At 38.1% G+C, this 25,489-nt stretch carries 22 protein-coding genes and 1 tRNA gene; 8 read left to right on the forward strand and 15 right to left on the reverse strand.

Annotated elements, in window-relative coordinates; translation table 11 throughout:
* Positions 1–4 precede the first annotated feature (4 nt).
* The 5 genes from HUV91_RS07535 to cxpE form a co-directional block, all read right to left on the reverse strand.
* Positions 5–787, reverse strand: a complete 783-nt coding sequence (locus HUV91_RS07535) for a tellurium resistance protein (protein WP_174493022.1) — start codon at positions 785–787, stop codon at positions 5–7.
* A gap of 194 nt (positions 788–981) precedes the next feature.
* Positions 982–3,414 (reverse strand): CSLREA domain-containing protein, encoded by a 2,433-nt coding sequence (locus HUV91_RS07540; protein ID WP_174493023.1) that lies wholly within the window; start codon positions 3,412–3,414, stop codon positions 982–984.
* A 14-nt stretch (positions 3,415–3,428) separates the two neighbouring features.
* Positions 3,429–5,282: a rhombotarget A gene (gene rbtA, locus HUV91_RS07545; protein WP_174493024.1), complete on the reverse strand. Its 1,854-nt coding sequence runs from the start codon at positions 5,280–5,282 to the stop codon at positions 3,429–3,431.
* Between the two features lie 106 nt (positions 5,283–5,388).
* Positions 5,389–6,099: a DnaA regulatory inactivator Hda gene (gene hda / locus HUV91_RS07550; protein ID WP_130072854.1), complete on the reverse strand. Its 711-nt coding sequence runs from the start codon at positions 6,097–6,099 to the stop codon at positions 5,389–5,391.
* Between the two features lie 30 nt (positions 6,100–6,129).
* Positions 6,130–7,314: a chloramphenicol efflux transporter CxpE gene (cxpE, locus tag HUV91_RS07555; RefSeq protein ID WP_174493025.1), complete on the reverse strand. Its 1,185-nt coding sequence runs from the start codon at positions 7,312–7,314 to the stop codon at positions 6,130–6,132.
* Positions 7,315–7,449: 135 nt separating this feature from the next.
* On the opposite strand from cxpE, the gene purM reads away from it, so the two are divergent.
* Both purM and purN read left to right on the forward strand, forming a co-directional pair.
* Positions 7,450–8,520 carry a phosphoribosylformylglycinamidine cyclo-ligase gene (gene purM, locus HUV91_RS07560; protein WP_130072856.1) on the forward strand — a complete coding sequence of 357 codons (1,071 nt, stop codon included), beginning with the start codon at positions 7,450–7,452 and terminating at the stop codon, positions 8,518–8,520.
* Positions 8,521–8,536: 16 nt separating this feature from the next.
* Complete coding sequence (gene purN, locus HUV91_RS07565; RefSeq protein ID WP_130072857.1) at positions 8,537–9,169, forward strand: phosphoribosylglycinamide formyltransferase; 633 nt, start codon at positions 8,537–8,539, stop codon at positions 9,167–9,169.
* Positions 9,170–9,281: 112 nt separating this feature from the next.
* Here the strand turns inward: purN and HUV91_RS07570 are convergent, their stop codons facing one another.
* The gene (locus HUV91_RS07570) at positions 9,282–10,562 is read right to left on the reverse strand and encodes a type VI immunity family protein (RefSeq protein ID WP_174493026.1); all 1,281 of its coding nucleotides are present in this window, start codon (positions 10,560–10,562) and stop codon (positions 9,282–9,284) included.
* Positions 10,563–10,801: 239 nt separating this feature from the next.
* Here HUV91_RS07570 and HUV91_RS07575 point away from each other — a divergent pair, with 239 nt between their 5' ends.
* Positions 10,802–11,239 (forward strand): META domain-containing protein, encoded by a 438-nt coding sequence (locus HUV91_RS07575; protein WP_130072859.1) that lies wholly within the window; start codon positions 10,802–10,804, stop codon positions 11,237–11,239.
* Positions 11,240–11,326: 87 nt separating this feature from the next.
* Here the strand turns inward: HUV91_RS07575 and HUV91_RS07580 are convergent, their stop codons facing one another.
* Positions 11,327–12,148, reverse strand: a complete 822-nt coding sequence (locus HUV91_RS07580; RefSeq protein WP_174493027.1) for an alpha/beta hydrolase — start codon at positions 12,146–12,148, stop codon at positions 11,327–11,329.
* A 78-nt stretch (positions 12,149–12,226) separates the two neighbouring features.
* Positions 12,227–13,261 (reverse strand): signal peptide peptidase SppA, encoded by a 1,035-nt coding sequence (gene sppA / locus HUV91_RS07585; protein ID WP_174493028.1) that lies wholly within the window; start codon positions 13,259–13,261, stop codon positions 12,227–12,229.
* A gap of 135 nt (positions 13,262–13,396) precedes the next feature.
* On the opposite strand from sppA, the gene HUV91_RS07590 reads away from it, so the two are divergent.
* A complete protein-coding gene (locus HUV91_RS07590) occupies positions 13,397–14,359 on the forward strand; it encodes a lysophospholipid acyltransferase family protein (RefSeq protein ID WP_174493029.1) in 963 nt (320 codons plus the stop codon).
* Here the strand turns inward: HUV91_RS07590 and HUV91_RS07595 are convergent.
* From HUV91_RS07595 to HUV91_RS07605, 3 genes are all read right to left on the reverse strand, one after another.
* Positions 14,336–16,762 (reverse strand): DNA internalization-related competence protein ComEC/Rec2, encoded by a 2,427-nt coding sequence (locus HUV91_RS07595; protein ID WP_217431193.1) that lies wholly within the window; start codon positions 16,760–16,762, stop codon positions 14,336–14,338. The genes HUV91_RS07590 and HUV91_RS07595 overlap by 24 nt on opposite strands.
* 118 nt (positions 16,763–16,880) lie before the next feature.
* Positions 16,881–17,567 (reverse strand): lipoprotein-releasing ABC transporter ATP-binding protein LolD, encoded by a 687-nt coding sequence (lolD, locus tag HUV91_RS07600; protein ID WP_130072863.1) that lies wholly within the window; start codon positions 17,565–17,567, stop codon positions 16,881–16,883.
* Positions 17,560–18,795 carry a lipoprotein-releasing ABC transporter permease subunit gene (locus HUV91_RS07605; protein ID WP_130072864.1) on the reverse strand — a complete coding sequence of 412 codons (1,236 nt, stop codon included), beginning with the start codon at positions 18,793–18,795 and terminating at the stop codon, positions 17,560–17,562. The genes lolD and HUV91_RS07605 overlap by 8 nt, the downstream gene beginning before the upstream one ends.
* A 23-nt stretch (positions 18,796–18,818) precedes the next feature.
* On the opposite strand from HUV91_RS07605, the gene HUV91_RS07610 reads away from it, so the two are divergent.
* Positions 18,819–19,391 carry a PilZ domain-containing protein gene (locus HUV91_RS07610; RefSeq protein WP_130072865.1) on the forward strand — a complete coding sequence of 191 codons (573 nt, stop codon included), beginning with the start codon at positions 18,819–18,821 and terminating at the stop codon, positions 19,389–19,391.
* Between the two features lie 12 nt (positions 19,392–19,403).
* On the opposite strand, the gene HUV91_RS07615 is transcribed toward HUV91_RS07610, so the two are convergent.
* Together HUV91_RS07615 and HUV91_RS07620 are read right to left on the reverse strand one after the other, a co-directional pair.
* Positions 19,404–20,318: a DMT family transporter gene (locus HUV91_RS07615; RefSeq protein ID WP_174493030.1), complete on the reverse strand. Its 915-nt coding sequence runs from the start codon at positions 20,316–20,318 to the stop codon at positions 19,404–19,406.
* Positions 20,319–20,330: 12 nt separating this feature from the next.
* Positions 20,331–20,804 carry a YaiI/YqxD family protein gene (locus tag HUV91_RS07620; RefSeq protein WP_130072867.1) on the reverse strand — a complete coding sequence of 158 codons (474 nt, stop codon included), beginning with the start codon at positions 20,802–20,804 and terminating at the stop codon, positions 20,331–20,333.
* A gap of 276 nt (positions 20,805–21,080) precedes the next feature.
* Here HUV91_RS07620 and HUV91_RS07625 point away from each other — a divergent pair, with 276 nt between their 5' ends.
* Together HUV91_RS07625 and HUV91_RS07630 are read left to right on the forward strand one after the other, a co-directional pair.
* Complete coding sequence (locus tag HUV91_RS07625) at positions 21,081–22,517, forward strand: amino acid permease (protein WP_130072868.1); 1,437 nt, start codon at positions 21,081–21,083, stop codon at positions 22,515–22,517.
* A gap of 172 nt (positions 22,518–22,689) precedes the next feature.
* Positions 22,690–22,765 (forward strand) — tRNA-Glu (locus tag HUV91_RS07630).
* Between the two features lie 63 nt (positions 22,766–22,828).
* On the opposite strand, the gene HUV91_RS07635 is transcribed toward HUV91_RS07630, so the two are convergent.
* Positions 22,829–23,431, reverse strand: a complete 603-nt coding sequence (locus HUV91_RS07635) for a YiiX family permuted papain-like enzyme (RefSeq protein ID WP_174493031.1) — start codon at positions 23,429–23,431, stop codon at positions 22,829–22,831.
* Between the two features lie 85 nt (positions 23,432–23,516).
* Between HUV91_RS07635 and HUV91_RS07640 the strand changes: the two genes are divergently transcribed.
* Positions 23,517–24,218, forward strand: a complete 702-nt coding sequence (locus HUV91_RS07640; RefSeq protein ID WP_174493032.1) for a glutathione S-transferase — start codon at positions 23,517–23,519, stop codon at positions 24,216–24,218.
* Here HUV91_RS07640 and HUV91_RS07645 read toward each other — a convergent pair.
* Positions 24,215–25,459 (reverse strand): NADH:flavin oxidoreductase/NADH oxidase family protein, encoded by a 1,245-nt coding sequence (locus HUV91_RS07645; RefSeq protein WP_174493033.1) that lies wholly within the window; start codon positions 25,457–25,459, stop codon positions 24,215–24,217. The two genes, HUV91_RS07640 and HUV91_RS07645, sit on opposite strands and share 4 nt — an antisense overlap.
* Positions 25,460–25,489: the final 30 nt, after the last annotated feature.

The raw sequence follows: 25,489 nt of genomic DNA on the forward strand, positions 1-25,489 counted from the left end.
ACCCCTATTTTTGCTCTAATGATTTTTTCAATGAGTTGATCAATTTCTCTCGGCTTTGGTCGAGCTCTTGTACTGACTCTCTCGACTGTTGCTCTGAGTTTTGTTTTAAATGATATTGCCAAGCAGGAATCAACACTTGTTGTGCTTCTTTAAAACGATCCATCAAACTCAATGATAATTGTTGTGTCAGTTGCATTTGCGCCAAAGCAATATCATTACTGGCTTGCAGAGTCTCTAAAGTATGAATTTTTTTCGATAATCGTTCTGCAAAATTATCTAAAGGATGTCTATTTTTGACAAAGGAAGGATATTCACCTAAAAATTCTTGTGCTGCTCGAATATACTTTGCCATTTGCTCACGGAAACCAAGTGCTTGCTGGTAACGTGCTTGTGATTTTTGAATTTCAATGGCCATTTTTTGATTTAAATAATTGGCTTCCTGAATCAAAACATCTAAATCTCTAAAATATTTCACCTGTCCCGCACTAAACTCTAAGTCTAATCCAAGCCATTTTTGTAAAGCATTAAATTTACGCTGTTTGAGCTTTTTTTGCGAATTTGAGAGTTGTTGAATAATTTGTGCAATGACTTGACTAAGTTTCTGTGTCAACTGTGCATCTACGCCGTTGAGTAACACGGATTGTGCTTGAATTAACTGATCTGCATATAAATTTAAACGACTTTGATTATCTAATAGCGGTACCAAATCATTGCGTTTAATCGACAACAATTCCTCAGGATCAATCTGAATATGCTGTAAAGGTGTCAATGAAATCAATTGGGTCATGGCAAAATCATATAAAAATTATACATCTATGTTATGGCTTGCACAGGCATAAAATACAAGTCTTATGCAAACTTATAATACAATTTTAAAATTTTAAATATAGAAATATGTAAACGTTGAGCGTTAAGCTACTGATTTAAATCATCAACAATAAAAAAACCAGTGCAAGCACTGGTTTTTCATGAAGTTATTGATTATTTGTTACGAGCATCTTTATAACGGCGATAACCAACTAAACTGATGAGACCCAAGATACCAAACCATCCCATTGAACCACCACCACTGTTGCGAACACTATTTTCCGCTGTGGCGGTATTGTTCAATTTCACAGTCGCTTCATTTGAGATCAATCCATCGGCGTCATAAACTGCATAATTAAATTTATAACTGAATGGATCTAAAGTATTTTTATACTGAACGGTAATTTTACCACCATAACAGGTATATAAACGGTCTTCACCCGGACAAGGTCCACTACGTTCTGCACTAAAAAGCAAAGGATCAATTTTTTTAGTAATACGGATTGCTAAATCCTGTCCATTGGCATTGGTATAATAAGCCAATTTGTTTTTTAACTTCTGATCTGTCAAAGCACTAACTAAACCATCACCATCATCATTAACATAATTCAGTAAATCAACGGTGACTTTCTTATCTGAACCTTCTTTCACTGTAAATTCAGCATCTTTGGCAATCGGTGCAATATTACCAAATGTGCCTAAAATGTAGGCTGAAGATGATTTAGTTCGATCCGCGTTTAATCTTAAAGTGTACTGACAAAATTCTTTATCACCCGTTGGCGTAACATGGTCATCAACACGCCACATTTTGATCAAACCTAAGCTTGCATCCCATTCACACTTAAGATTTGCATCTGGCTTAATATTTTCAACATTTTCAGAAATGTTACCGATACCTTTAGCATTGACTTCAACCAAATAATTCTGAGCATTCAAATGTTTAATTTCTCGTCCGCCATTTCCTAACTCAATCTCATGTGGCAGGTTTGAAACAAATGGATCAAAGAAAATAGTACGATATTTTTGCTTGGTTTTAATATTTGCAAGATTGCTATATTTGGCTTGCTCTGCTTTGTAATACGGTAAGAATTCAGGTTTGGTGGTTTTATCTTCAATTAAGGTTTTAAACTTGTCAGCATAACCTTTGTATTGATCCAATAACGTCACGACAGAACCGTTGGTTAATTCTGCTTTAAATGCAGTTAAACGTACAATTTCTGTTGAACCAATATCACATGAGTTGGATTGATCTGAGGTTTTTGACTCGCTCGCATTGACTCGACCTACCCCACGTTGATCATATCCACTACAAGAGTATGCTTTGGTATCGACTAAACTTACACTCGCCCCTTTGATATTTAGAGGGAAATATAAAGGCATAAAACCTGTATATTGTGATGCAGGTTGTAAACTACTCAATACACTTGAAAATGCAATATTGCTCAAATCTACTGAATTTTTTACAGCTTCAGTGGCTGTGACTTTAGCAGGTAATTCACAACTTGAGTTTGCACTATTTGCTGATAATGCCCATGCATTTTTTTCCACAGTCATATTTGGCTTATCAACTGTTGCCAAGTCATTGCCTGTATAACGACAAGATTTACCATTGCCATTATAAGCGAGGACATTAAAACCTAAGGTCTTACTGGTTGGAGCATTATATAAGAAGGTTGACCATGCTGAATTTTTAACGATGGTATTACTGAGCAATACAATACTTGATAAGTCGCTCAAACTTACATTGCCTTGTGGTGTTACTGCACTAAATTGAATAATACTGCCGTTATTTGCATTTGCTGTATTTTCAGTGATGGTATTTGCAGAAAAGTTCACATCAGGCTGACCACAAAATGCAAACATACTATTGCTATTTGCCGCACCATTGCCTAAAAAGCTTGCACTCGAAATTGCAATACTGCGTTTGGTATCATTTAACTGATCACTACAGGTCATTGCTAAGAGGCTACCTGTAACTGCATTATTCTTTTGAAAGGTACCATGCGTAATGGTTAAATCACTATGGGTACCATTCAAATAAATTGCGCCACCAGTTTGTGCATTCGAATTTTCAATCGAAACATTATTTAAAATTGTTGGTCCGCCTAGATAAAGCGCTCCGCCTGCATTGGTGCGCTCATTTTTACTTGAACCATTGATTAATTTTAAATTAGTCAAAGTTAAACTCGGTGCACTGGTATTATTGGTATTAAAAATACGTGATGATCCCTGTGCATTAATGGTGGTTTTTAGTGCAGTTGCCGCAGGATAACTATTTGTTAATACATCAGGTTTGCTATAGTCTGCTGGTTCTTTGCCCACAATCAGCATCGCTGAACTTGGCTGCAATTCTGACTTTAATTGATATTCACCTGCTTCCAACTGAATCACATTCGTGACCGTACTATGCGGTTGTCCTGCACTACAGCCACCAAATGCCTTATGTGTAGATGCCGTGATTACCGCTTCACGCAAAGAACATTTATCTGTATTTTCACCATTTTCATCGGCAAATGTGGTGACATAAATTGTTCGATCTTCTGCCGCCATTAATGACATTGCAGATAAAACCATTAGGGTTAATACCCCTTTTTTATAATGTTTCATCACTTATTCCCTTATTATTTTTTAGTTCTGCGTAATCCGATCAAGCCAAATAAAGTGAATAATGCAATAACACCAACACCACCACCCGAAGTTTTTACTTTTTTATCTTCAAAATTATTCACAGGTGCTTGTACAACGCGTGCATTAATTGCGATATAAGGCTCAGTATTGTCGCTAAAATACGTGGTTGAGGTCACCACTTTTAACTGAAACTCATCTGAACCATGCCAATTACCATTCGGGACATAAGTAATATCACCATCTTGGGTCACTGTTAATGTGCCTTTTGAAGGCGTATTGGTTTGCACAACTTTTAAACAACCTGGTTTCCAAGGACTACCATCGGTCGGTTTGCCAAATAATGCTGTACATTGTGCAGGCGTAACCAATTCACCATCTTGTAATTGATCTGGAAGAGCTAGTTTTACAGATGCGCCATTTTCCGTATTGGTTGAAAGACTAAATTTAGCAATTTCACCATAGTGAATATCTTCACCGACCGTCGTATTTGTACTGGTATCTACAGACAATTCAATTGCCCCACGGTCACATAACTTAGCATTATTTGGACGTTTTGTATTACGCTGATCCACTACACAAGCCAAGAGGTCACTATTTTGTGGACCTTTATTCACAATAGGTGAGTCTGCGATGGTTTTATAACTTTCAATTAAGCGAGGCTTGAAGAAACTCATCACTGTATCTTTTGCAGGATTATATGGGCATAAAATTCCTGTTGAACTTAGATCACACTTACCTTCTGTGGTTTTACCTGCAATTAAAGTGGTATTGCCCAAAGCTTGCGCCCCTGTACCACCACACCCCACAGAATAAAGGTTATTACTGATCTGATTGGCTTCACCACCAGCAACGATTTTACAGTCTTGCGAACCATTTTTTGCCAAAATACTATTGGCAACATAGCCTTTTTTGTTTGGCGCATTCACAACCAAGCCCATGCTATTTAAAATCATCGTAGTGTTAATCACTTGCATATCATCTAAGACTTTGATGATATAGCCTTTATTATTAAAAATCGTACTGCTAAAAATACCACGTGTCAGTGTAGATGCAGATAAATTTTTACTGATCTCTGCACTAAAAGGTGACTTTGCCTCAAATAATGATGAGTTACTATCAGTCACTTCATTATCACGCACAACAGACTGCGCAATCAAAAATTGTGGCACTTCACTATAAACCACACCACCTTGTGCTGCTTTGTTACCTTTGATAAATGACTTTTCAATACTCACCACACTCCAGTTAAAACTTGAGCCTGGAACACCTGCATTATAAATTGCACCACCTTGATCGGCAGTACCATTTAAAAGACGTGCATTGGTAATGGAGAGTGCTTCATTGTTGTAAATCAAACCACCTTGTGCCTCACAACGACTTGTACCACAACCCTGTAACGTAAGCTCTGAAAGATTGACTGAAATTTTTGCATCTTTTTCAGCTTGCGTTTGGTTCTTATCAACAGGCAAGAGAACTTTTTTAATATTAAATAAACGATGATTACCTGATGCTTTGATTACAGCATTCGACAATCCGACCTGACTGTTCGCATCTGTTACCGTAGTATCATAAACTGATCTTATATCAACACTTTGTGCAATAGAAATTTGACTTTTCAAGACATATTCTTGTTTGCCTTTCAGTTCAATCACTGCTGAGGTTTCTTTACCACCACAGCCATTGAAACCCGCTTCAGGCAAGCCTTTATTGACATATTCAATCGCTTCACGAAGGGAACATTGGTCATCGGCTTTTACAACATCTTCTGTTGTTGTCACCACAATATTTGCACTAAATGCATGACCAGTAATACATAATAATCCTAAGCCTATGCCCCGTTTGAGCATTATAGTCTCCTTGATTTCTTTTAATTATTTCTTATAAGCCAGCATAAAGCTTTGCTAACATTCCTTGTGCGTACTTTGTCACAGCTTAATAAAATTCTCAAGAATTTTATTGTGGACGGTACTCATCGATCAGTGCATAGATTTGTCTCAGTGTTGCATGAGAAAGTTTTACCTTCTCACCTTTCAATAATTTTTCCAAACGATCCACTGACTGCAACAGTGTACTGGTTTGATGTGCACCATGTAATAGCAGATATTCGGTTATTTGTGGATCAAAATGTAGACCGCGCCGTGCTAAGACAGAATTTAATAATGCCTGACGGTCTGCATAAGAATGTCCATTTGGAACTTTGACGCTTACAGCTTGGGTTAAGCGAGACTGTAAATCTGGTAATTCTAATTTTAATTCAATCGGAGCAAAACGTGATGAAAAGACCAACTGACCACCGTCTTCATTATTACTATTAATTAAATGAAAAACTGCTTTTTGCCAATGTGGTACACCACTGATCGCTTCAATATCATCCAATGCAACTAAATCATAGGTTTCTAAAGCACTAATCGCCTCAATCGGAGCATCAAGCAACTCTAAAAGAGAAACTTTGATCGCAGATTTACCTATTTCTAAATAGGAATCACAAATCGCTGAAAGCAAGTGGCTTTTTCCCGATCCCGCTCCACCATAAATATAGAAACGGTTCATCAAACCTGCATGTAATTGTCTGACTGCATCAATTACAGGTCCCCAACCTGGGCCAGAAAAATCACTGATTTTGGCATCTAGTTGTGGCTCTATATCCAACTGTAATTGACGCATATATTTTCATTATTCCTTAACAACAGATCATTATTTGGTTGAGGGTTCGTCATTATGTTGCGTGTTTTGAATCTCAAGATCAAGATTAATATGCTCACTTTCTATTGAAACTATATGGCTATTTTCATTATTTTCAATGCCAACTGAGGTAGAGTCCTGATAAAGTGAACTTCGTTCATACCATTCTCGTGCATGTTTTAATAGCACAACAATAACCGCAGCAACAGGTAGCGCGATGAGCATCCCCATAAAGCCTGCTAATTGTGCTCCTGCCAACACGGCAAAAACCACAGCGACAGGCGATAATCCGATTTTATCGCCTAATAAGAATGGTTGTAAAACATAACCTTCAATAATTTGTCCTACCCCAAATACCACTAGAACCAGCACTAAATGTGTCCAGTCCAAGCCGAATTGGAAAAATGCCGCAATCATCGCTGCAATAATGCCTACACCAAAACCCAAGTAAGGAATAATGCTACACAAGCCTGCAACCATACCAATGATCAAGCCAACTTCAAGCCCAACCAACTGTAAGCCAACCGCATACACAACACCAAGTAAAAACATGACAAGGAATTGTCCTTTCACAAAGGCACCTAAAACACTGTGACATTCACCCACAATTTTTAAAGTACTTTGTTCATAAGCACGAGGAATTAAATTTCTCATACTCATTAACATACGATTCCAATCTAAAAGAAAATAAAATGCAATAATCGGAATAAGTACAATTGTACCGCCAATGGAAATAAAACTTAGCCCCGATTGCGCAATTTTAAGTGCCATCGCTTGAATACTGTCTGCACTGTAATTGGTTTGTACATATTCCATAACAACTTTGGAAATTTGATCTGTGTCGAGTTCCATACGTTCAACATTAAACGTCTGAGAAACCCAAGGCAACAAGGTATAATTGACCCAATGGATGGCCGCAGGAATACTATCTCGCGCATAAATCAATTGCTTCCACACTAAAGGCACTACAAACCACATTGCCCAAGTCAGAACAATACCAATGCCAACAAATACAACTGAAATCGCTAACCAACGTGGTAAAAACTTATCAAGCTTTTCCACAATCGGGCTAAATAAATAAGCTAATAAAAAAGCGCCAATAAATGGCACTACTACAGGCTTAAGCAAATATAAAACCCAGAGTATCAGTGCGATCCCTGCGAGGATAAAAATTCGTTTTAATGTCCGATCGCGCATACAATTATGCCTTTTTCAGGTTTATTCATTATAGAAAGTAAAATATTTCAATAAAGATAGCATTTTAGTACAGAAATAACATAAGAGTTTCGTATATTCGGGTATAATCGCCGCGCGAATGCGGAGACTTCAAATATGAGCAACTCAACTTCTACCCCAAACACTGGTTTAAGCTATAAAGACGCTGGTGTCGATATTGAAGCGGGCGACGCACTTGTCGATCGCATCAAATCTGTCGCTAAACGTACCACTCGTCCTGAAGTAATGGGCGGTCTAGGCGGCTTCGGCGCACTTTGTAAAATTCCTAAAGGTTATGAAGAACCTGTTCTCGTATCTGGCACAGACGGTGTTGGTACAAAATTACGTTTAGCATTGAACTTAAACCGTCATGACACGATTGGTCAAGACTTGGTGGCAATGTGTGTAAACGATCTTCTCGTATGTGGTGCTGAACCATTATTCTTCCTTGACTACTATGCAACAGGTCACTTAAATGTTGATGTTGCTGCCAATGTTGTTACGGGTATTGGTAAAGGTTGTGAGCTTGCAGGCTGTGCATTGGTCGGTGGTGAAACTGCTGAAATGCCAGGCATGTATGAAGGCGAAGACTATGACTTAGCAGGTTTCTGTGTAGGTGTAGTTGAGCAAAGCAAAATTATTGACGGCAGCAAAGTAAAAGCGGGTGATGTTTTGATTGGTGTAGCATCTTCAGGTGCACATTCAAACGGTTACTCATTGCTTCGTAAAATCCTCGATGTCAAAAATGTTGATTTAACACAAATTGTGGATGGTCGCCCACTTGCAGATACAGCAATGGAACCAACACGCATTTATGTAAAATCAATTCTTGAATTAATCAAACAAGTTGATGTTCACGCGATGGCGCATATCACGGGTGGCGGTTTACCAGGTAACTTACCACGTGTATTACCAAATGGTGCACAAGCGGTAATTAATGAATCTTCTTGGCAATGGCCAGAATTGTTCCAACTCCTCCAAAAAGAAGGTGGTGTTGACCAATTCGAAATGTACCGTGCATTTAACTGTGGTGTAGGTATGGTGATAGCTGTTGATGCAAACGATGCAGACAAAACAGTTCAGTTGCTCAACACATTGGGTGAAAAAGCATGGAAACTGGGTTTCATCCAAGATAATGCTGAATCTGTTGAAGGTGCTGACGAAAAAATCCGCGTGATTTTCGCATAATTCAGTCATCAATCCCATGATCAAAATTGCTGTACTTGTTTCTGGTAGTGGAAGTAACTTACAAGCCCTGATTGATGCAAATCTTTCAGGAAAAATTGTAGGGGTTATTTCCAATAAACCTGAAGCTTATGCTTTACAACGTGCACAACACGCAGGCATCTCAACTGCCATCATTGAACACAAACAATTTCCGAATCGTGAGGCTTTTGATGCAGTGATGCATCAACAATTACTGGATTGGGATGTTGATTTGGTGATTCTTGCGGGCTTTATGCGAATTCTGAGTGCAGGCTTTGTCAATGCTTGGCAGGGGAAAATGGTGAATATTCACCCTTCTCTATTACCCCATTACAAAGGCATGCATACGCATCAACGTGTTTTAAATACGGGTGATATGCTACATGGTTGTACGGTGCATTACGTCACAGCAGAACTCGATGCAGGTCAAGCCCTGACGCAAGGTGTGGTTCAAGTTCATTTACATGACACTGTCGACACTTTAGCTGAACGAGTACATACGCTTGAACACTTGATTTATCCACAAGCAGTTGAATGGATCTGTAATGGTACGATTCAGCATATGGAAAATGGTCAAGTCCTGTATAAGGGTCAAGTATTAAAACAACCTATTCAGTTCTGTAAATTTTAAAAAATGTGTAATTTAATAACGCATCTTCGGATGCGTTTTTTATTACTTGGAAAATTATACTATCAATCTGGTTCTGTAGTATTAAGCTGTATTATGTTAATTTTAAATATTCTTAAAAGGGATTAGGTAATAAAACAGGTCCATGATCATCTCTTTTTTCTAAACACCACACTGCATTTTTGCTATCAATAATATCATCTTCCAAAATATATTTAGCTTCTTCTGGAAATTCTTGACCAACTATTAAATGCTGTGGAAATCCCTCAAAATCAAATGGTTTCCACATCCCTGAATACGGAACAAGTTGACGATCATATTTATATTTACCCAGTACGTGGAGTAATTCTTGTTTTTTGCCTTGAGGATTAAATATTCCCTTTTCAAAGTTATCATTATTCCAACGATGTAACCAATAATATGTTTGTGGGTAGGAATATAGATTACCTTGGTTACCTGTATGTAAAGCATCAAAAGGTTTTTTAGTCATAATAATTCGGCATAATTGATTAACAACAACATAGCTTAAAGGTAAAGGTTCTTTGACATTAGCTAAACGAGGAATATCTCCCGCTTGTAAAATTAAGCATCCATTTATCTCAGAATTTTTCACGTCCGGATAATTTTTCAAGGTTTCTTGATAATAAGGTTGTTGAATCACTTTATCTTTTAATCTAGCCCCAATAAAAGTTTGCCAACTTATACTTCTGAGACCGGTTTGCCATTCATGTTTAGAAAATGCTCCTCCATCGGGCGTAATTCCCCAATATTTATGGGTAATATCATATTCATAAGATTGAAATGGGTGTCGATCATAAGGCGTTTTTAGAGTCAGTCCAGCATAACCATGAAAAACAGAAAAAGAATGAATAAATAGATGAATCCACTGTTGATATTCCTCTAAACCTTCTTTTGTTTCAATGGTTGATAAAGGCAGAGTAAGACTAGCATAAGAGAGTTTTAACTTTTGATCTGTTGCAGATTCTGAATCAGGATATGCTGTGAAAAACTCAAGCACATAGTCATCTGCAAACTCACCGTCTTCATCAGAAGATAAATAGTAAGTGAATAAATCGTCATTGGCTTGAATATTTTGTTCAGCTTTTTTTAAAAAGTTTTGATAGTTTTTTTCATTAAACTTTACAAAACCTCGGTTACTCTGTGTGAACTGAGCTTTCAAATGTGGAGCGTATTTCTGTTTAAACTGCGCTATGATCTCTAATGCTTTACGTTTAGATTCTGCTGTTGCACCATCTAAATAATAGAGTTGAATGGTGAGTGCTAATTTTGCCAATGGTCGATTTTGATCATCGATTAATCTTAATTCTCGTTCGGCTTTTTTTAGTTCAAAAATCAGGTCTTGTTGCTCAGGTACTTTTAATTCAACGTCTTTCACAAAAATTTTCCTTAATCTCAATACGATTTAAAAAGCAGGTGAAAGCTTTATGGCACAAAATTGTAAATCTTATATAGAGAAGTTATTCATAAATCAAAAAATATGCAAATTAATGTTTTTCATTTAGGCAACTTGTGTACTTTTTAAGTTAATTTCTCTGAAAATTGAATAAATACAAGCTACTATTTATTTTATAGATAAATTAAAACAAATAGTCATCAATCCTGTGGAGAAATTAAATGCTCAAATCAGTCCTTATTTCAAGTTGTGCGGTTTTAACCTTAAGTATGGCGGGTTGTGCAACTATGTCCAATCCTTCTACTGAACGTAATTTAAATGACCTACAAAATAAAAATTGGGTGGTTAGTGAACTTTATGGCACCAAACTCGCTGCTGATCCAACACAATCTGACGTTCCATCTATACAGTTTAACAATGAGCGCGTCAGTGGTTCAGATGGTTGTAATCGCTTTATGGGCGGCTATGCGGTCAAAGGCACACAAATTCAATTCTCTAATCTAGCATCAACACAAAGAGCATGTCTGAATGCAACGGATATTCCACAAAAATATACCCAAGCTTTAGGTCAAGTCACCCACTATGATGCCTCTAAAAAAGAGTTGAAATTTTTAGATGCCAATAACAAAGTGGTGATCAAATTTGATCATGTGAAATAACTTTAGATTTTATTTAAAATAAAGTAAAAATAAGCACTTAAAAGTGCTTATTTTTTAGTATGAATAGTTAAAACACAAATAACAGGACTAATCTTTTGGAATTTGGATTAAGTCTTTAATTAACTGTACCACTTCTACAGGATGCTCCAAAGGAAACATATGCCCCCCTGAAGTGATGCTAAAAGGAATACCTAATTTTTTCTGAATCATTTGCGGAAATTTTCGAGTTAAAAATGGACTTTCCGATCCCACCACCAACTGCGCTGTAATCGGTGGTTTGGCTTTAGGTAACCACCAAGAAATTGAATTGGTACGAAAAATATCGACCTCATCATATTTAGAAATTGCCAGCTCTACTCCACCGCGGACAGGATCTTCCACTAGAGCATACTGAATATAATCATGAAAACAGTCTGCATCAAAATGTTGATAAAAACCTTTTGGTCGCAGTAGTAGCGCAGCTTGTTCACGCGATTCCCAATGATCTCGGCGTTTAATGCTCAAACCTGCTGGAGTGATTTTATCGACCATTTTTGGATGAAAAATTTTGGTGAGGAACAGTGCAAATGAGGCTTGTCCTACAATTAAAGGAGGATCAAGCAAAATTACTTTTTCAAATAATTCTGGTCGCTTATAAGATGCCATCAAGGTTAAGACAGCGCCCAAAGAATGTCCCAAACCAATGACTTTACGTCCTTGTGCTTGCTGCACAATACTATCGATCACTTGATCAACCAAATCCTGCCAACCTTGTGTAATTGGATAGCGGCGATCTGGACCAAGTAATGGCACATAAATAACGTCATATTGATCACTTAAAAGATCAAATAATTTTGAATAGACTTTCGAGGGCACACCATTTGCATGCGCAAAATGAATCAGTGGTTTGGACTGCTTTGAACGACACATGTTTTTCAATTTCTACTGGTTTAAATGATGAAAAAAGCTTCTTCCTAATCTTGGAATAGAAAGAAGCGAAAGCATAACTTATTGCATTTTTACATCTTGGTTCATGTTAATTTTTTGGCTCATTGCTTCACCTACACCATGTCCCATTTCCGAACCTAAACGACCTAATACTGAATCAAATGGACTACGTTCAACGGTATAGTTCACCGTTTTTTTGATTTTTAATTCACGTTTTAGCGTTTCTATATTGCCTGCTTTGTCTGCAACTCCTAACTTAATGGCTTGCTCACCTGTCCAAAACAGTCCTGAGAAAATCGCAGGATCATTCGATTTTAACTTTTCACCACGACCTTGTTTTACTGCCGTAATAAAATGTGAATGCACATTGTCCAATAATGCTTGAATATGCGCTTTTTGCTCAGGACTCACAGGTTTGGTCATACTCAAAATGTCTTTGTTTGCACCTGAGGTCATGGTACGATCTTCTACACCTAACTTTTGCGCTAAACCACTGACACCGTAATTCGGCATAATCACACCGATAGAACCGACTAGGCTTGACGGATTTACCCAAATCTCATCCGCAGCTGACGCAATATAATAAGCGCCTGAAGCCCCCATATCTCCAATAACTGCATAGACTTTTTTCTCTGGATGTTGCTGCTTTAAATAACGAATCTCTTGCCAAATATCATCAGATTGTACAGGAGAGCCACCTGGTGAATTGACATTAAGTACTACAGCTTTAGCTGCACTTGCTTCAAAGGCTTTTTTCAGCGACTTAATGGTATCCGTGCTATTTACACCTTGATTACTTGAATCAATCGTGCCCACGATATTGACTATACCCAAGTGCGATTCTGAAGTTGAACCTGTTGCATCATCCCCTGATGAACAGCTTTTTCCAAACAATAAAAAGCCAAGCAAAATAAAAATATATGAGAAAGTTAGAATTTTAAAGAATATTCCCCAACGGCGACTGCGACGCTGTTCTTGTACTGACGCCAAAACAACTTTTTCTAAAAGTTGCCATTCTTGACCTGTCGGTTGTTGTGGTACAGAACTACCTAATGGAGTATTTTCATTATGTGGTTTCGGTGGCCAATCGGACATACATACCATCCAAATTAATTTTTAAGGCATCATTATATACAACTAATTCAGTTAAACTGTCTAAATCGACATAATTCACTTATAATAATTTACAATTCACTAGCACTTTGGCTCAGTTTTAAATATAGATAAACGATGACTGAAAAGCAAAAATCCACAACCACTCGACTACTCCATTTTTTTGGTCGTCAACCTATTCTTTTTTCTAGATTTTATGCACGTATATTGGCAGGGATTGTCAATTTATTACATGTGTCTAAAACATCAAAAACGATACGCCTGAATATCGAAATCTGTTTACCCCATCTGAATAAGCAACAACGGGAACACATTACACGCACTGCAATTCGTAATGAATTACAGTCTTATATGGAATTTTTTAGTATTTGGGGCAGCTCAACTGAAAAAAATATTTCTAGAATTCGTCAAATTCATGGTGAACACTTCGTGCATGAAGCCCTTGCTGAAGGTAAAGGTTTGGTGTTGATTGTACCGCATTTTGGTACATGGGAAATCATGAATCCATGGTTTGCACAGCATACGCAAATGACGATTATGTATAAACCGATTAAAAACCCTGATGCTGATGAGTTTGTCCGTGATGCCCGTAGTCGTGATCAAGCCAATTTAGTCCCCACAGATGAATCTGGCGTACGCCAAATTTTCAAAGCCCTAAAACAAGGGGGGACAACCGTCATTTTACCTGACCACACCCCCAATGCCGGTGGTGAACTGATTGATTATTTTGGTGTTCCTTTAGCTTCAAGTAATCTTAGTGCCAAATTGATTCAAAAAACCAAAGCAAAATCTTTACTTCTATATGCCATTCGCAATGAATCTGATGATTTTGATATGTTTATTGAACCCATGGATGAGCAGATTTATCAAGGAACAGCCAATGACGGCACACGCATTATTCATCAAGCACTTGAACATTTGATTGAACGTTTTCCTGAGCATTATCATTGGAGTTATAAACGTTTTAAAGCCAATCCTGAGCTTAGAGATTTATATACCGTATCGACTGAACAGGCGATTGCACGAATTAATGCAATTAAAGAACAAAGTCACAGCCTAGCGGACGAGCCACATCTTTGAGCTACGATAATTGCTCATCTGCATATTTTTCTGTGCATCGAGTTGAAACTGAATACTACCCTGTTCAATCGTACTCACCATAGGAATATTCAGGGCTTTTAGTCGAGCCAAAACAATCGAATGTGGATGTCCATAACGGTTGTCAAAACCTGCTGAAATGACTGCGACTTTAGGTTTAAGCTTATCTAAAAATGCATACGCTGAACTATGTTGACTGCCATGATGTCCTAAAACGAGCACATCTACTTTTAAGTTTGGATAATGTTGTAGCAAATCAAACTCTGCTTCCCAACCTGCATCTCCCATAATTAAAAAATTTTGATTATTTTGAGCATTTTGTACTTGAATATACACGATACATGAAAGCTCATTTTGTTGAGAAACCACATTGCTTAGGCTATTTTCAGGTGGTGCTAAAACCTGTATTTTCACTTGCGCATATTGCCAAACTTGCCCTGCATGACAATACTGAAAATTTTCCTTGGCAAATCTTCCATCATTTTCATTTGACCAAATCTGTTTTACTTTTATTTCCTCTGCAATCGCAGGAAATGCCCCACTATGGTCTTGATCTAAATGTGATAAAATCACTTGATCAAGCTGATGAACACCTTGTTGCTTTAAATAAGGGATGACCACTTGTCGACCAATACTAAATTTTATTTCATCAAATGATCCCCCAGTATCAATCATCATTTTATGTGTGGGTAAATTGAGGAAAATGGCTTGCCCTTGTGCAACATCTAGCACCGTTAATGTAAAGTCAGATTGTTTTTGTTGTGGAAAAATCAAAGGAATACAGCAGATCCCCACCCAAGCTTTAGACATGACACCGCGGGGTAAAAATAGAATAAAAATCGCCAATGCCAAACATAGGGTCATCCATGGTGTAAAAGCAAACCACTGTAAGTTTTGAGAAAAAATTTGATCTAAAACATTTAAAATATGTAATAAAATGGATAAAACCCAATCTGCCACAGCAAAAAATATGCTTCCTAAAGGGGTAAAAAGCAAACTCAAACATGCCCCAATCACTTCGAGGGGCACTACCACCGCTCCGATCAAAGGAATCGCAAATAAATTACTGAGTGGTGCAACCCAAGCCACTTTTTGAAAAATAAAAATCATTAAAGGGAACAGTGCAATAAATACTTTCCACTGTGACTCCACTAAAACTTTAAGATAAAAAATTGTTTTTTGGAAAAGTGTTTGATATTGCGACGGTTGTTGTTGCAGCGTTTGATAAACACGAATTAAAATAAAACACGCCCCATAAGACAGCCAAAATGCCGCTGATAAAATACTAAAAGGGTCCACCCATAATAAAATACTCGCACTGAGCAATAAAATTTTGAGCGCAGACAAAGACTGCCTCAGCCAAATCAGAACACTGCATAATGTAACGGTGAGCAACGTACGCAAAGCAGGAATTTCAAAACCGACAAATGCGCTATACAAGGCTACACATGCCAAAAAGGGAATCATCAATAAATAAGGCTTCGGACATTTTAAATAAAATTCTGGACGAAACTTTTGAATAGCCCTTTGAAAAATTGAACAAAATAAAATGGCAAAAATCAACACATGAGGGCCTGAAATCGCCAATAAATGTGAAATTCCTAAGCGTTGAAATAAATGCTGTGTATCACTCGAAAGTAAACTTTCATCCCCCGTCAACAATGCCAAAAGTAAGCCTTTTTGTTGCAAACTACTATTTTCAATGCGCTTTCGAAATGCTAAACGCTGCATTTCAATGCCTAATTTAAACTTCGACCACCACGAATCATGCTGCTGCACAAATTTTGCATAACCTAATGCAGAAACTTGGAGTGTATCGATCGGTTGAATAAATTGAGCATTTAAACTCCCCATCATATTTTCTTGTAAAAACCAACGCTCTTTATCAAATACACCCGCAACCGCATAACTATGTGCTGGCTTTAATTTTCCTGAAATTTGGTAATAGTGACCTAATGCTAATGGGCTTTGCCCTTGTTTTAAATCAACACTGATTTTAATCGGTTGTGCAGCATGATTAAGTAACCATACCGTATATTTAGTACGTACTTGGTCTGTATCTATTGAAACTTGACTGATTTTATCAACATAGACCAATGCCGAAACATTTAAGATCTGCTGAACTCGCAATTGCAAACGTTGTTGCAAAGCATGATCTGCATAAAACCAAGCGCCAATAAACATACTCAGCCCTAAGCTTAAATGTAGGATAATTTTAATAATGTTAGAACGTACTAATTTCCATTTTAAAATAGAAGAAATAGCCACGAAAACAATAAAAATAAAATTAAAAAATAAGATGATATTTAAATGATTTGGGATGACATTGCCCATACAACTGATGCCAATGATCCAACCTAAACAGAGTGAGTAGACATACCACATACTTATTATTTTTTTGTTGATGTTTTCAATGAATTAAAGCCCATTTTCATGAGCTTTAACAAGGTTTTTGATCGGATTTATCGCGTTATTTTAAATCGGTATTTAAAAATAACGTAGGTTATTCAGTGATCCACACACCATCTTGCATGTGTAGCACTTTATCCGCAGATTTTGCCAATTGCTCATCATGCGTTACGATTAACATTGCCATATTAAACTCATGCCGTAAATCACGTAATAATTCAAAAATCGTGACTGCAGTTTTACGGTCTAAGTTACCTGTCGGTTCATCAGCAAGCATTAATTTTGGCTGTGTGACCAAAGCACGTGCCAATGCCACACGTTGCCGTTCACCACCCGATAACTCACCAGGCTTATGCGTCAGACGATGTGATAAACCCACACGATTGAGCAAGTACTCTGCACGTTCTTTGACTTTTTTAAACTCAGCATCTTTACGCAACATCAATGGCATTGCCACATTTTCCAATGCTGAAAATTCAGGTAATAAATGGTGAAACTGGTAGACAAAACCGAGGTGTTGATTACGCAAGAAACCACGTTCTGCCTCACCTAAGTTATCAAAGCGTTGTCCATTTAAATTTACAATACCTTGTGATGGACGATCTAAGCCACCCAAAATATGCAGCAAGGTACTTTTACCCGAACCACTTGAACCAACAATAGAAACAAACTCACCTTGATGAACTTGCAAAGACAAGGCTTTGATCACATCAACGGTTGACTTACCATCGGTAAAAGATTTTGAAATGTCTTTGGCTTCAAGCACCACATTACTATTCATAACGAAGTGCCTCCGCTGGTTGAATTTTTGCAGCACGTAATGCAGGATAAATCGTCGCAAGAAAACTGAGGGCAAGTGACACACAGACAATCAGCAACACATCTTGCCAACGTAAATATGAAGGTAAATAATTAATAAAATAAGCATCAAATAAATGCCAACCAAACAAATTATTCATCCAATCGATTAGATTACTGATTCCAAGTGCAGAGATTACACCTAACACAGCTCCCGCCAAGGTTCCAACTACACCGATGACCGTACCTTGCACCATAAAAATTTTGGTAATGGTTGCAGGTGATGCACCAAGCGTACGTAAAATGGCAATATCAGATTTTTTATCTGTCACGACCATAACCAAAGATGACACAATATTAAATGCAGCCACCAAAACGATCAGGAACAACAATAGACTGACCATGGCTTTTTCCATTTGAATGGCACTAAATAAATTACCATGTGTATAGGTCCAGTCAGATGCATAAAAACCTGAAGGTAAATCTTGAACAATTTCATTGGCAACTTGTGGTGCAAGGAAAATATTATCCAACTTCATCCGCACACCTTGTGCGCCATCAGGTAGACGTAGCAACGTAGATGCATCATTCAAAGCAATATAACCCAGACTTGAATCTACTTCTGCCCCAATACTAAAAATCCCCACAATTTTAAAACGTTTAAAACGTGGTACTACGCCCGCAGGTGAAGGTGTCGCTTCAGGAAGAACTAAGGTGATGCTGTCATTCAAGCTCAAACCGAGAGCATCCGTCATTTGTTTACCCAGTACGATGCCAAATTCACCTTTTTTCAGCTGATCAATACTCCCCTCAACCATATGATTTTGAATAATTGATACATTCTTTTCATACTTGGGTTCGATCCCACTGACCATGATCCCTGCGACACGCCCTTGTGCCGTTAACATCCCTTGCAATTGAGTAAAAGGTGCTACCCCAGTAACATGTTCATGTTTCTCAATTTTCTTTGCAAGTGTGGGCCAGTCTGTTAAAATCTGCGTGGATGAAACAGTGGCTTGCGGCACCATGCCTAAAACACGATTTTTCAGTTCACGGTCAAAGCCGTTCATCACAGATAAAACTGTAATAAGAACCGCAACGCCAAGGGTTAGACCGATCATAGACACCAAGGCGATAAAAGAAATAAAGTGATTACTACGCCGTGCGCGAGTATATCTCAACCCTATATACAGCGAGATTGGTTTAAACATACCATCAAAGTCCGAGGTGTTTTATGGAAACGTTACAGCATCAAACTGAAGCCAACGAGCGTCGCGTGATGTCTCGAATCGATGCTGCCTTAAGAATCAATTATCAGATCATTTCTGACGATGTCGCCCTTAACGATCCATACGATCCAAATTTTGTATTGCCGCGCTATTTTCTACTACTTGCAGAATTAGATCAATTTGATCATGCACTTCAATACGAATTAGACCAATTAAATGAAAAAGATCAACAAATTGCTCGAATCTTATCCTTATTCAACCAAAAATTAAACCTCATTACAGGCTCTCTGTATGATTCAATTGTACAAACCATGTTACCAACACCACAAAATGTGAATTTTTCAGAGAGTGGTTTTAGCTTTTTTAGCAAACAAAATATCAATGAAGGCACGTATATTCATGTAACTTTAAGCCATGCTGAAAACTTCTTTCATATTGCAGCAACGGCACAAATTGCTTACTCAGAGCGTATTTCTGACGAGCAAGAGGATTATCGAATTGGTGCATATTTCGTGACATTGCACCCCCAAGATAGAGTCAAACTCGCAGAATGTGTTAAATCATGTATGTCTGCATAAAAATATACATATTTATGATGAAGATTTAATTTTATGAGCAAGCTCACGACTTGCTTTTAAATCTTTGAAAAAGTACAAGAACAGACCAAATAACAATACACTTGCACCGACAAATATCATGAAGGATAAACTTTCATTATTCAAAAGTGCACCAAATAACATTGCTAGCATTGGGGTCATCACGGTCGTTAATGACAATGTAGTAGCTTTGATATTTTGTACCAATTTGAAATAACAAAACATGGCAATCAAAGATGCCATAATCACTGTATACAATAATGCAAATAAAGATTTTGCCTCAGGAATGTGGTCAGGTGCATATTGCCAAATAAACGGCACAATACAGAGTGCCATAAGCGTAGAGATTAAAATTGAACCTGTTGCTTGTGCCATCGGCTCAACCGTTGCATTCACTTTTTTGACCCAAAAGATCGACAATGCATAAGTAAAAACACTCATTAACATCAAAGCAATACCGATCGGGTGCACACGCTGCTCTGCTCCACCACTGGTACAAATAATGGCTAAACCACAGACCGAAACACACATACCTATCCATTGCAATGTCTGTAATTTTTGTTGAAAACCAAAACGTCCGATCAAACCCGCCATAATGGGGGCTAAACCAAACATCAAAGCAATAATGCCTGAGCTTAAATAACTGGTTGCCGCATAGGTAAAAATTTGTGAACCGATTAAACTAAATGACCCTGCAAAATAACTATGTAAAGCAATTTTGTTTACAGGAAATTTGATTTTTAAAACCAGCAACAACAAAATGGCGATCGGCAAAGCAATCAAAAAGCGGATCACTAAAGCCCACATCAGGTGAATGTCTTGCACACTCCACACAATTGCTAAAGGTGTACTCGCCCAAATGAAGACCAACAAAATATAGGTCATCATGATATTGTTTTTCGATGGCATCGAACTGTCCTGCTATTGCGCTGCGGTTTTACGTTTTTGCTTTAAAATGGTTTGATCTAAACTACTTGAAAATTCACGCTTATCGCGTTCAGAAATAGGGGGTGGTCCACCTGTTTGTACCCCTGCTCCACGTAAAGTATCCATAAAATCACGTAAATGTAGGCGTGCTTTGACATTTGCATCGGTATAGACCTCACCACGTGGATGAATTGCGATTCCTCCCTTTTCAATCACTTGTGCCGCAAGTGGAATATCTTGGGTAATGACAATATCATTCGCTTGCATACGTTCCACGATTTCTTGGTCAGCTTGGTCAGCACCACTGAGTGCTTGAATCGAGTTGATGCGTACAGAAGGTGTAATTCCAACAGGTTGGTTAGCAACAAAAGTGACTTCAAGTTGATAACGATCCGAAGCACGAATGATCACTTCACGCAATATTTTTGGTAAGGCATCGGCATCGACCCAAAGTTTAAATGGCAGCACAAAACATCTCTCTGAATAGCATTACATGGATTGTAGCAAAACTTTGCTAGAGAATTATGATGACAATGGGCTTTTTTCAGATTTATTTCCAAGCATACATTGCACAATATTCTCATATTGTGAAAATAAAATTATTTCTCACTAGGAAAAAACCTTATTTTCTATACATAAAAAGACACTTAGACTTATTTCTCAGGTGATTTACATGTTCATGTTTTGTGAATTTTCATATTTTATCCTAAAATACATTTTTAAAAATCTAACGTTACATTCATTATGTCATCTCCTGCCTCTGATCCTCAGCAACCGCATGCTGAAGGACAACCGATTTCTTTAAAAAGAGCCATGTCTCGCCGTCACCTCATTATGTTGTCACTCGGCGGTGCGATTGGTACAGGTCTATTTTTAAGTTCTGGTTCTGTGATTCAACAAGCGGGCCCGCTTGGTGCTGTTATTTCGTACATCATTGGTGGCCTGATTGCCTACATGGTCATGTTATGTTTAGGAGAATTAGCCGTTAACCAGCCTGTTACAGGTTCATTTGGTGCTTTTGCTGCCAATAATATTGGTCCTGGTACGGGTTATATGGTGTCTTGGATGTATTGGCTCGGTTGGTCAGCAACACTCGGTACCGAATTCACCGCGGCTGCGCTACTCATGCAAGAATGGTTTCCAAGCATCTCGATTTGGATTTGGACACTCATTTTTATTTTTGGCGTTCTATTTTCAAACTTATACTCAACACGATTTTTTGCCGAATCGGAATTTTGGTTGTCATTTATCAAAGTCGCCACTGTTGCGATTTTCATTTTGGTCGGCTTAGCTGCAATCTTTGGGTTTATTTCTTTTGCAGGTTATGAGTCAGCGCCATTATTCAGTAATTTGACTGAACATGGTTGGCTACCAAACGGTTTATTTCCCATTTTTGCCACAATGCTGATTGTAAATTTTGCCTTCAATGGCACTGAAATGATCGGGATTGCCGCAGGCGAAACTGAAAATCCTGAGAAAAATGTACCGAAAGCCATTCATGCTGCTGTATGGCGTTTGATGATTTTTTTCGTTGGTACCATTATTGTCATCAGCTCATTATTGCCTTATCAAGATGCAGGTTTAAATGCTGGACATGGTGATGGTTTAAGTAGCAGCCCCTTTGTAACTGTCTTTAATCATATTGGGATCCCGTACGCTGAAGATATTATGCGTTTTGTGATTATCACTGCCTTACTTTCAACTGCCAACTCAGGTTTATATGCTGCCTCTCGTATGATGTGGGCACTGTCAGTACAAAAACAATTACCGAAAATATTCTCTAAACTGACCAAGTCTGGTACACCTGTTATTGCAATTTTGGTGACCATGATCGGTGGTTTACCTGGCTTACTTTCCGAACAGTTTGGTGCTGATTTTATTTTCAAAAATTTATTGGGTGTTGCTGCTTTTACCATGGTCATCGTATGGATGAGTATCTGTTGGAGTCAGTTTAATTTCCGTAGAAATTGGCTAAAACAGGGGCGTACCTTGGCTGAATTAAAATTTAGAACACCGTGGTATCCACTTGTGCCCATTTTAGGTTTTATCACCTGTACCATCACCGGTTTAAGTATGGCTGCTGACCCTGAAATGTTATCGGGCTTCATTGGTTGTTTACTGTTTATGGCTGCATGTTATGCCAGTTATTATTGGCTGTATCACAATAAAAAAGCATCATAACACTCAATTTTTAGGTGAATATTCTCTGCAATATTCACCTTTTTCTTGTTTATGATTCAAAATTAAACATGCTTCTTATTAAATGTCGATTAAATAATCATTTAAATATATTTTTCCATTACACCCTTTGACAAGCACCAGGGTTATCCCTATTATAGCGACACCTCACAACGACCCTATCGTCTAGAGGCCTAGGACATCGCCCTTTCACGGCGGTAACCGGGGTTCGAATCCCCGTAGGGTCGCCAAATTCTAGAATGTCTTACATTCTTATAAAAAACCTGAGCATCATGACTCAGGTTTTTTTATGCCTATTGACTATAAACTGTTTTTAAATATCGAGAATCAAACAGTGCTTTGGGGCTAATGACTTTTTCTTGCAATGGAATATGCTCACCATAGCGTTGCTTCATTAAAGCTTTAACTTTACTGTTAGTTAAATCAAAGTTCTTTAATTGTTGTAAAGGCGTTAATTCTATTGCTAAGGCATTTTTATAGGCTTTCCACACAATTTCAGAACAGTAAATCGCACGATCATCCCATTCAAAATAAATATCATAAGGTTTATTTAAATACTGTTCTGCATTTTTGATTAAAGCATTTTGTTGTTTTGAGTTTAAACCTTGAATCAAACGCTTTACGACATATTTTTGATCTACACCACGCCGTATCCACGCCTCAAATGGCGTATATTGAACAGGTTGGATTGCTTCCAACACCCATAATCGACCATTTTTATTCACCAACATTCCCATATGACTATAAGGTGAATGCGTTGCCAATTGAATCACCTGACTCTGTGCTGACTTAGAAGTCTGAAAAATCAAATCACCCGTTTGTAATGGTAGGGCGTATACTGCACTGCAACCGAACATTAAAATCAGATAAAATAGTGTATTAATTAATCGAGACATCACTTCAATTTACTCATATTATTTTTAAAATCACCTTGCGTTTCACAATTTGACATCAAGCATTATTTTACAAAGTAGCAATCAAATGCACATCACTTTATATCATCTACAAAACTCGCGCTCGCAACGCATCGTTTGGTTATGTGAAGAATTAAATCTTGACTATGAACTGGTGACCTTTACAGAACATTTACAAGAACAAGACTATCCTAAACACCCTCATCCCTTTAAAAAATTTCCAACTTTGGTGTATGCTCCGCCTGCGCAATCCGCCTTGGTATTGGCAGAGACCACAGCCATTGTAGATTTTCTTTGCCAACAGTATGCGCAGCTCACCACGCATCATATGACAGAAAATAAGCAACTTGCGGATTTTTATTATTGGAAAAATTGTGCCGATGCTTCTTTTATGCCAAATGTGGCACTCAAACAAATTTTTGCACAAATCGTGCAACATACGCCATTTCCAATACGCTTTGTTGCAAAAGTATTTAAATATGGTTTTGATCAGGGCTATTTAAATAATGCGCTACAACAACACATGCAGCAGATTGAGCTACAACTTCAACTTAATCCATGGATCGCAGGAGAATACTTTTCGGCTGCTGATATTTTAGTGTGGTTTCCCTTATTTGCCTGTGCACAGTTGGATCAGACATTTCAAAACTACGTGCATATCAATGCCTATCTGGAAGAAATAGAAAGCAGACCCGCCTTTCAACGTGCAAAAGCGAAAGGACAATGGTCTGCCGATCATTTTCAGTTATATTGGAATAAAGCCCATTAAGCTGATTTACGTGAATTCACTCGCCCTTGAATCACAGCTTTGACATTATTTTTGGCGTAGTTCAAGAAGACTTTTAATGGCGATAATTTAGGATTTGGCTGTTTGCCTTCACCAATCGCCTTAAACTGCGCTGCATACCAAAGAATTTCCATAATGGCCATTTTATCAATAAATGGAATACCCGTTTTAATTTGCTCCACGGCATAGCGTACATCACGCCCGGCAATCAAACTATTGCTGACATCAGGTTCTACCGCCAAAGGACGAGCAATCCCGATAAATTCACATGCACCACTGTCCAAGGCTGCATTCATACCTTGTGCAGTACGGAAACCACCCGTCACCATCAGTTGGCATTTGACTTCTTTACGAATTTTTTCTGCAAAATCGAGGAAATATGCTTCACGGGCAATGGTACTCGCCTTCCGTTTATCCGCCTTGGCGCCCGCCATCGCAGGTGCCTCGTAGGTTCCACCTGAGATTTCAATTAAGTCAATACCTGCCGCATCAATGGCTTTAAAGACATGAATCACTTCTTCTTCAGTGATGCCGCCACGTTGGAAATCTGCCGAATTTAATTTAACGGAAACAATGAAATTTTCTGAGGTTTTAGCACGAACTGCCTTATAAATTTCCAATAAAAAGCGTGAACGGTTTTCAATAGAACCACCCCATTGATCCTGACGCTTATTGGTCAGTGGCGATAAAAACTGACTAATCAAATAACCATGTGCGCCATGTAGCTGCACACCTTCAAAACCTGCCTTTTCACAGATGCGTGCAGATTCAGCAAAACGTTGGATAATATCCAAAATTTCTTTTTCTTCTAAAGCACGTGGCGTACCAAATGTCGTTGCTAACGTTGGGCTAAATGCCACTGCAGAAGGTGCAACGGTTTCTTTATTTAAACCACGTGGGCATTGACGTCCCGGATGTGACAACTGGATCAGTTGCACCATGCCATGCTTTTTACCCACATTTGCCCAGGCTGTAAGTTTTTCTAGATCACGCTCTGTTTCCACGACCACAACACCGGGTTCGTTTTTGGCACGAAAATCCACCATAACATTACCTGTGATCGCACAGCCTAGACCACCTTTGCCCCATGCATCATATAAACCTAAATGTAATTTATTCGGCTGACCTGCATGGTTTGCCAATGCTTCGCTCATTGCACCTTTAATAATGCGATTTTTAAAGGTGGTATTTCGGATGGTAAATGCTTGTGCAATATGGCTCATGGTACTTCTCGACATTATTTTTAGAATATT

It is taken from the genome of Acinetobacter sp. Marseille-Q1623 (genome assembly GCF_902809895.1).
In the GTDB taxonomy this organism is placed as follows: Bacteria; Pseudomonadota; Gammaproteobacteria; order Pseudomonadales; family Moraxellaceae; genus Acinetobacter; species Acinetobacter piscicola_A.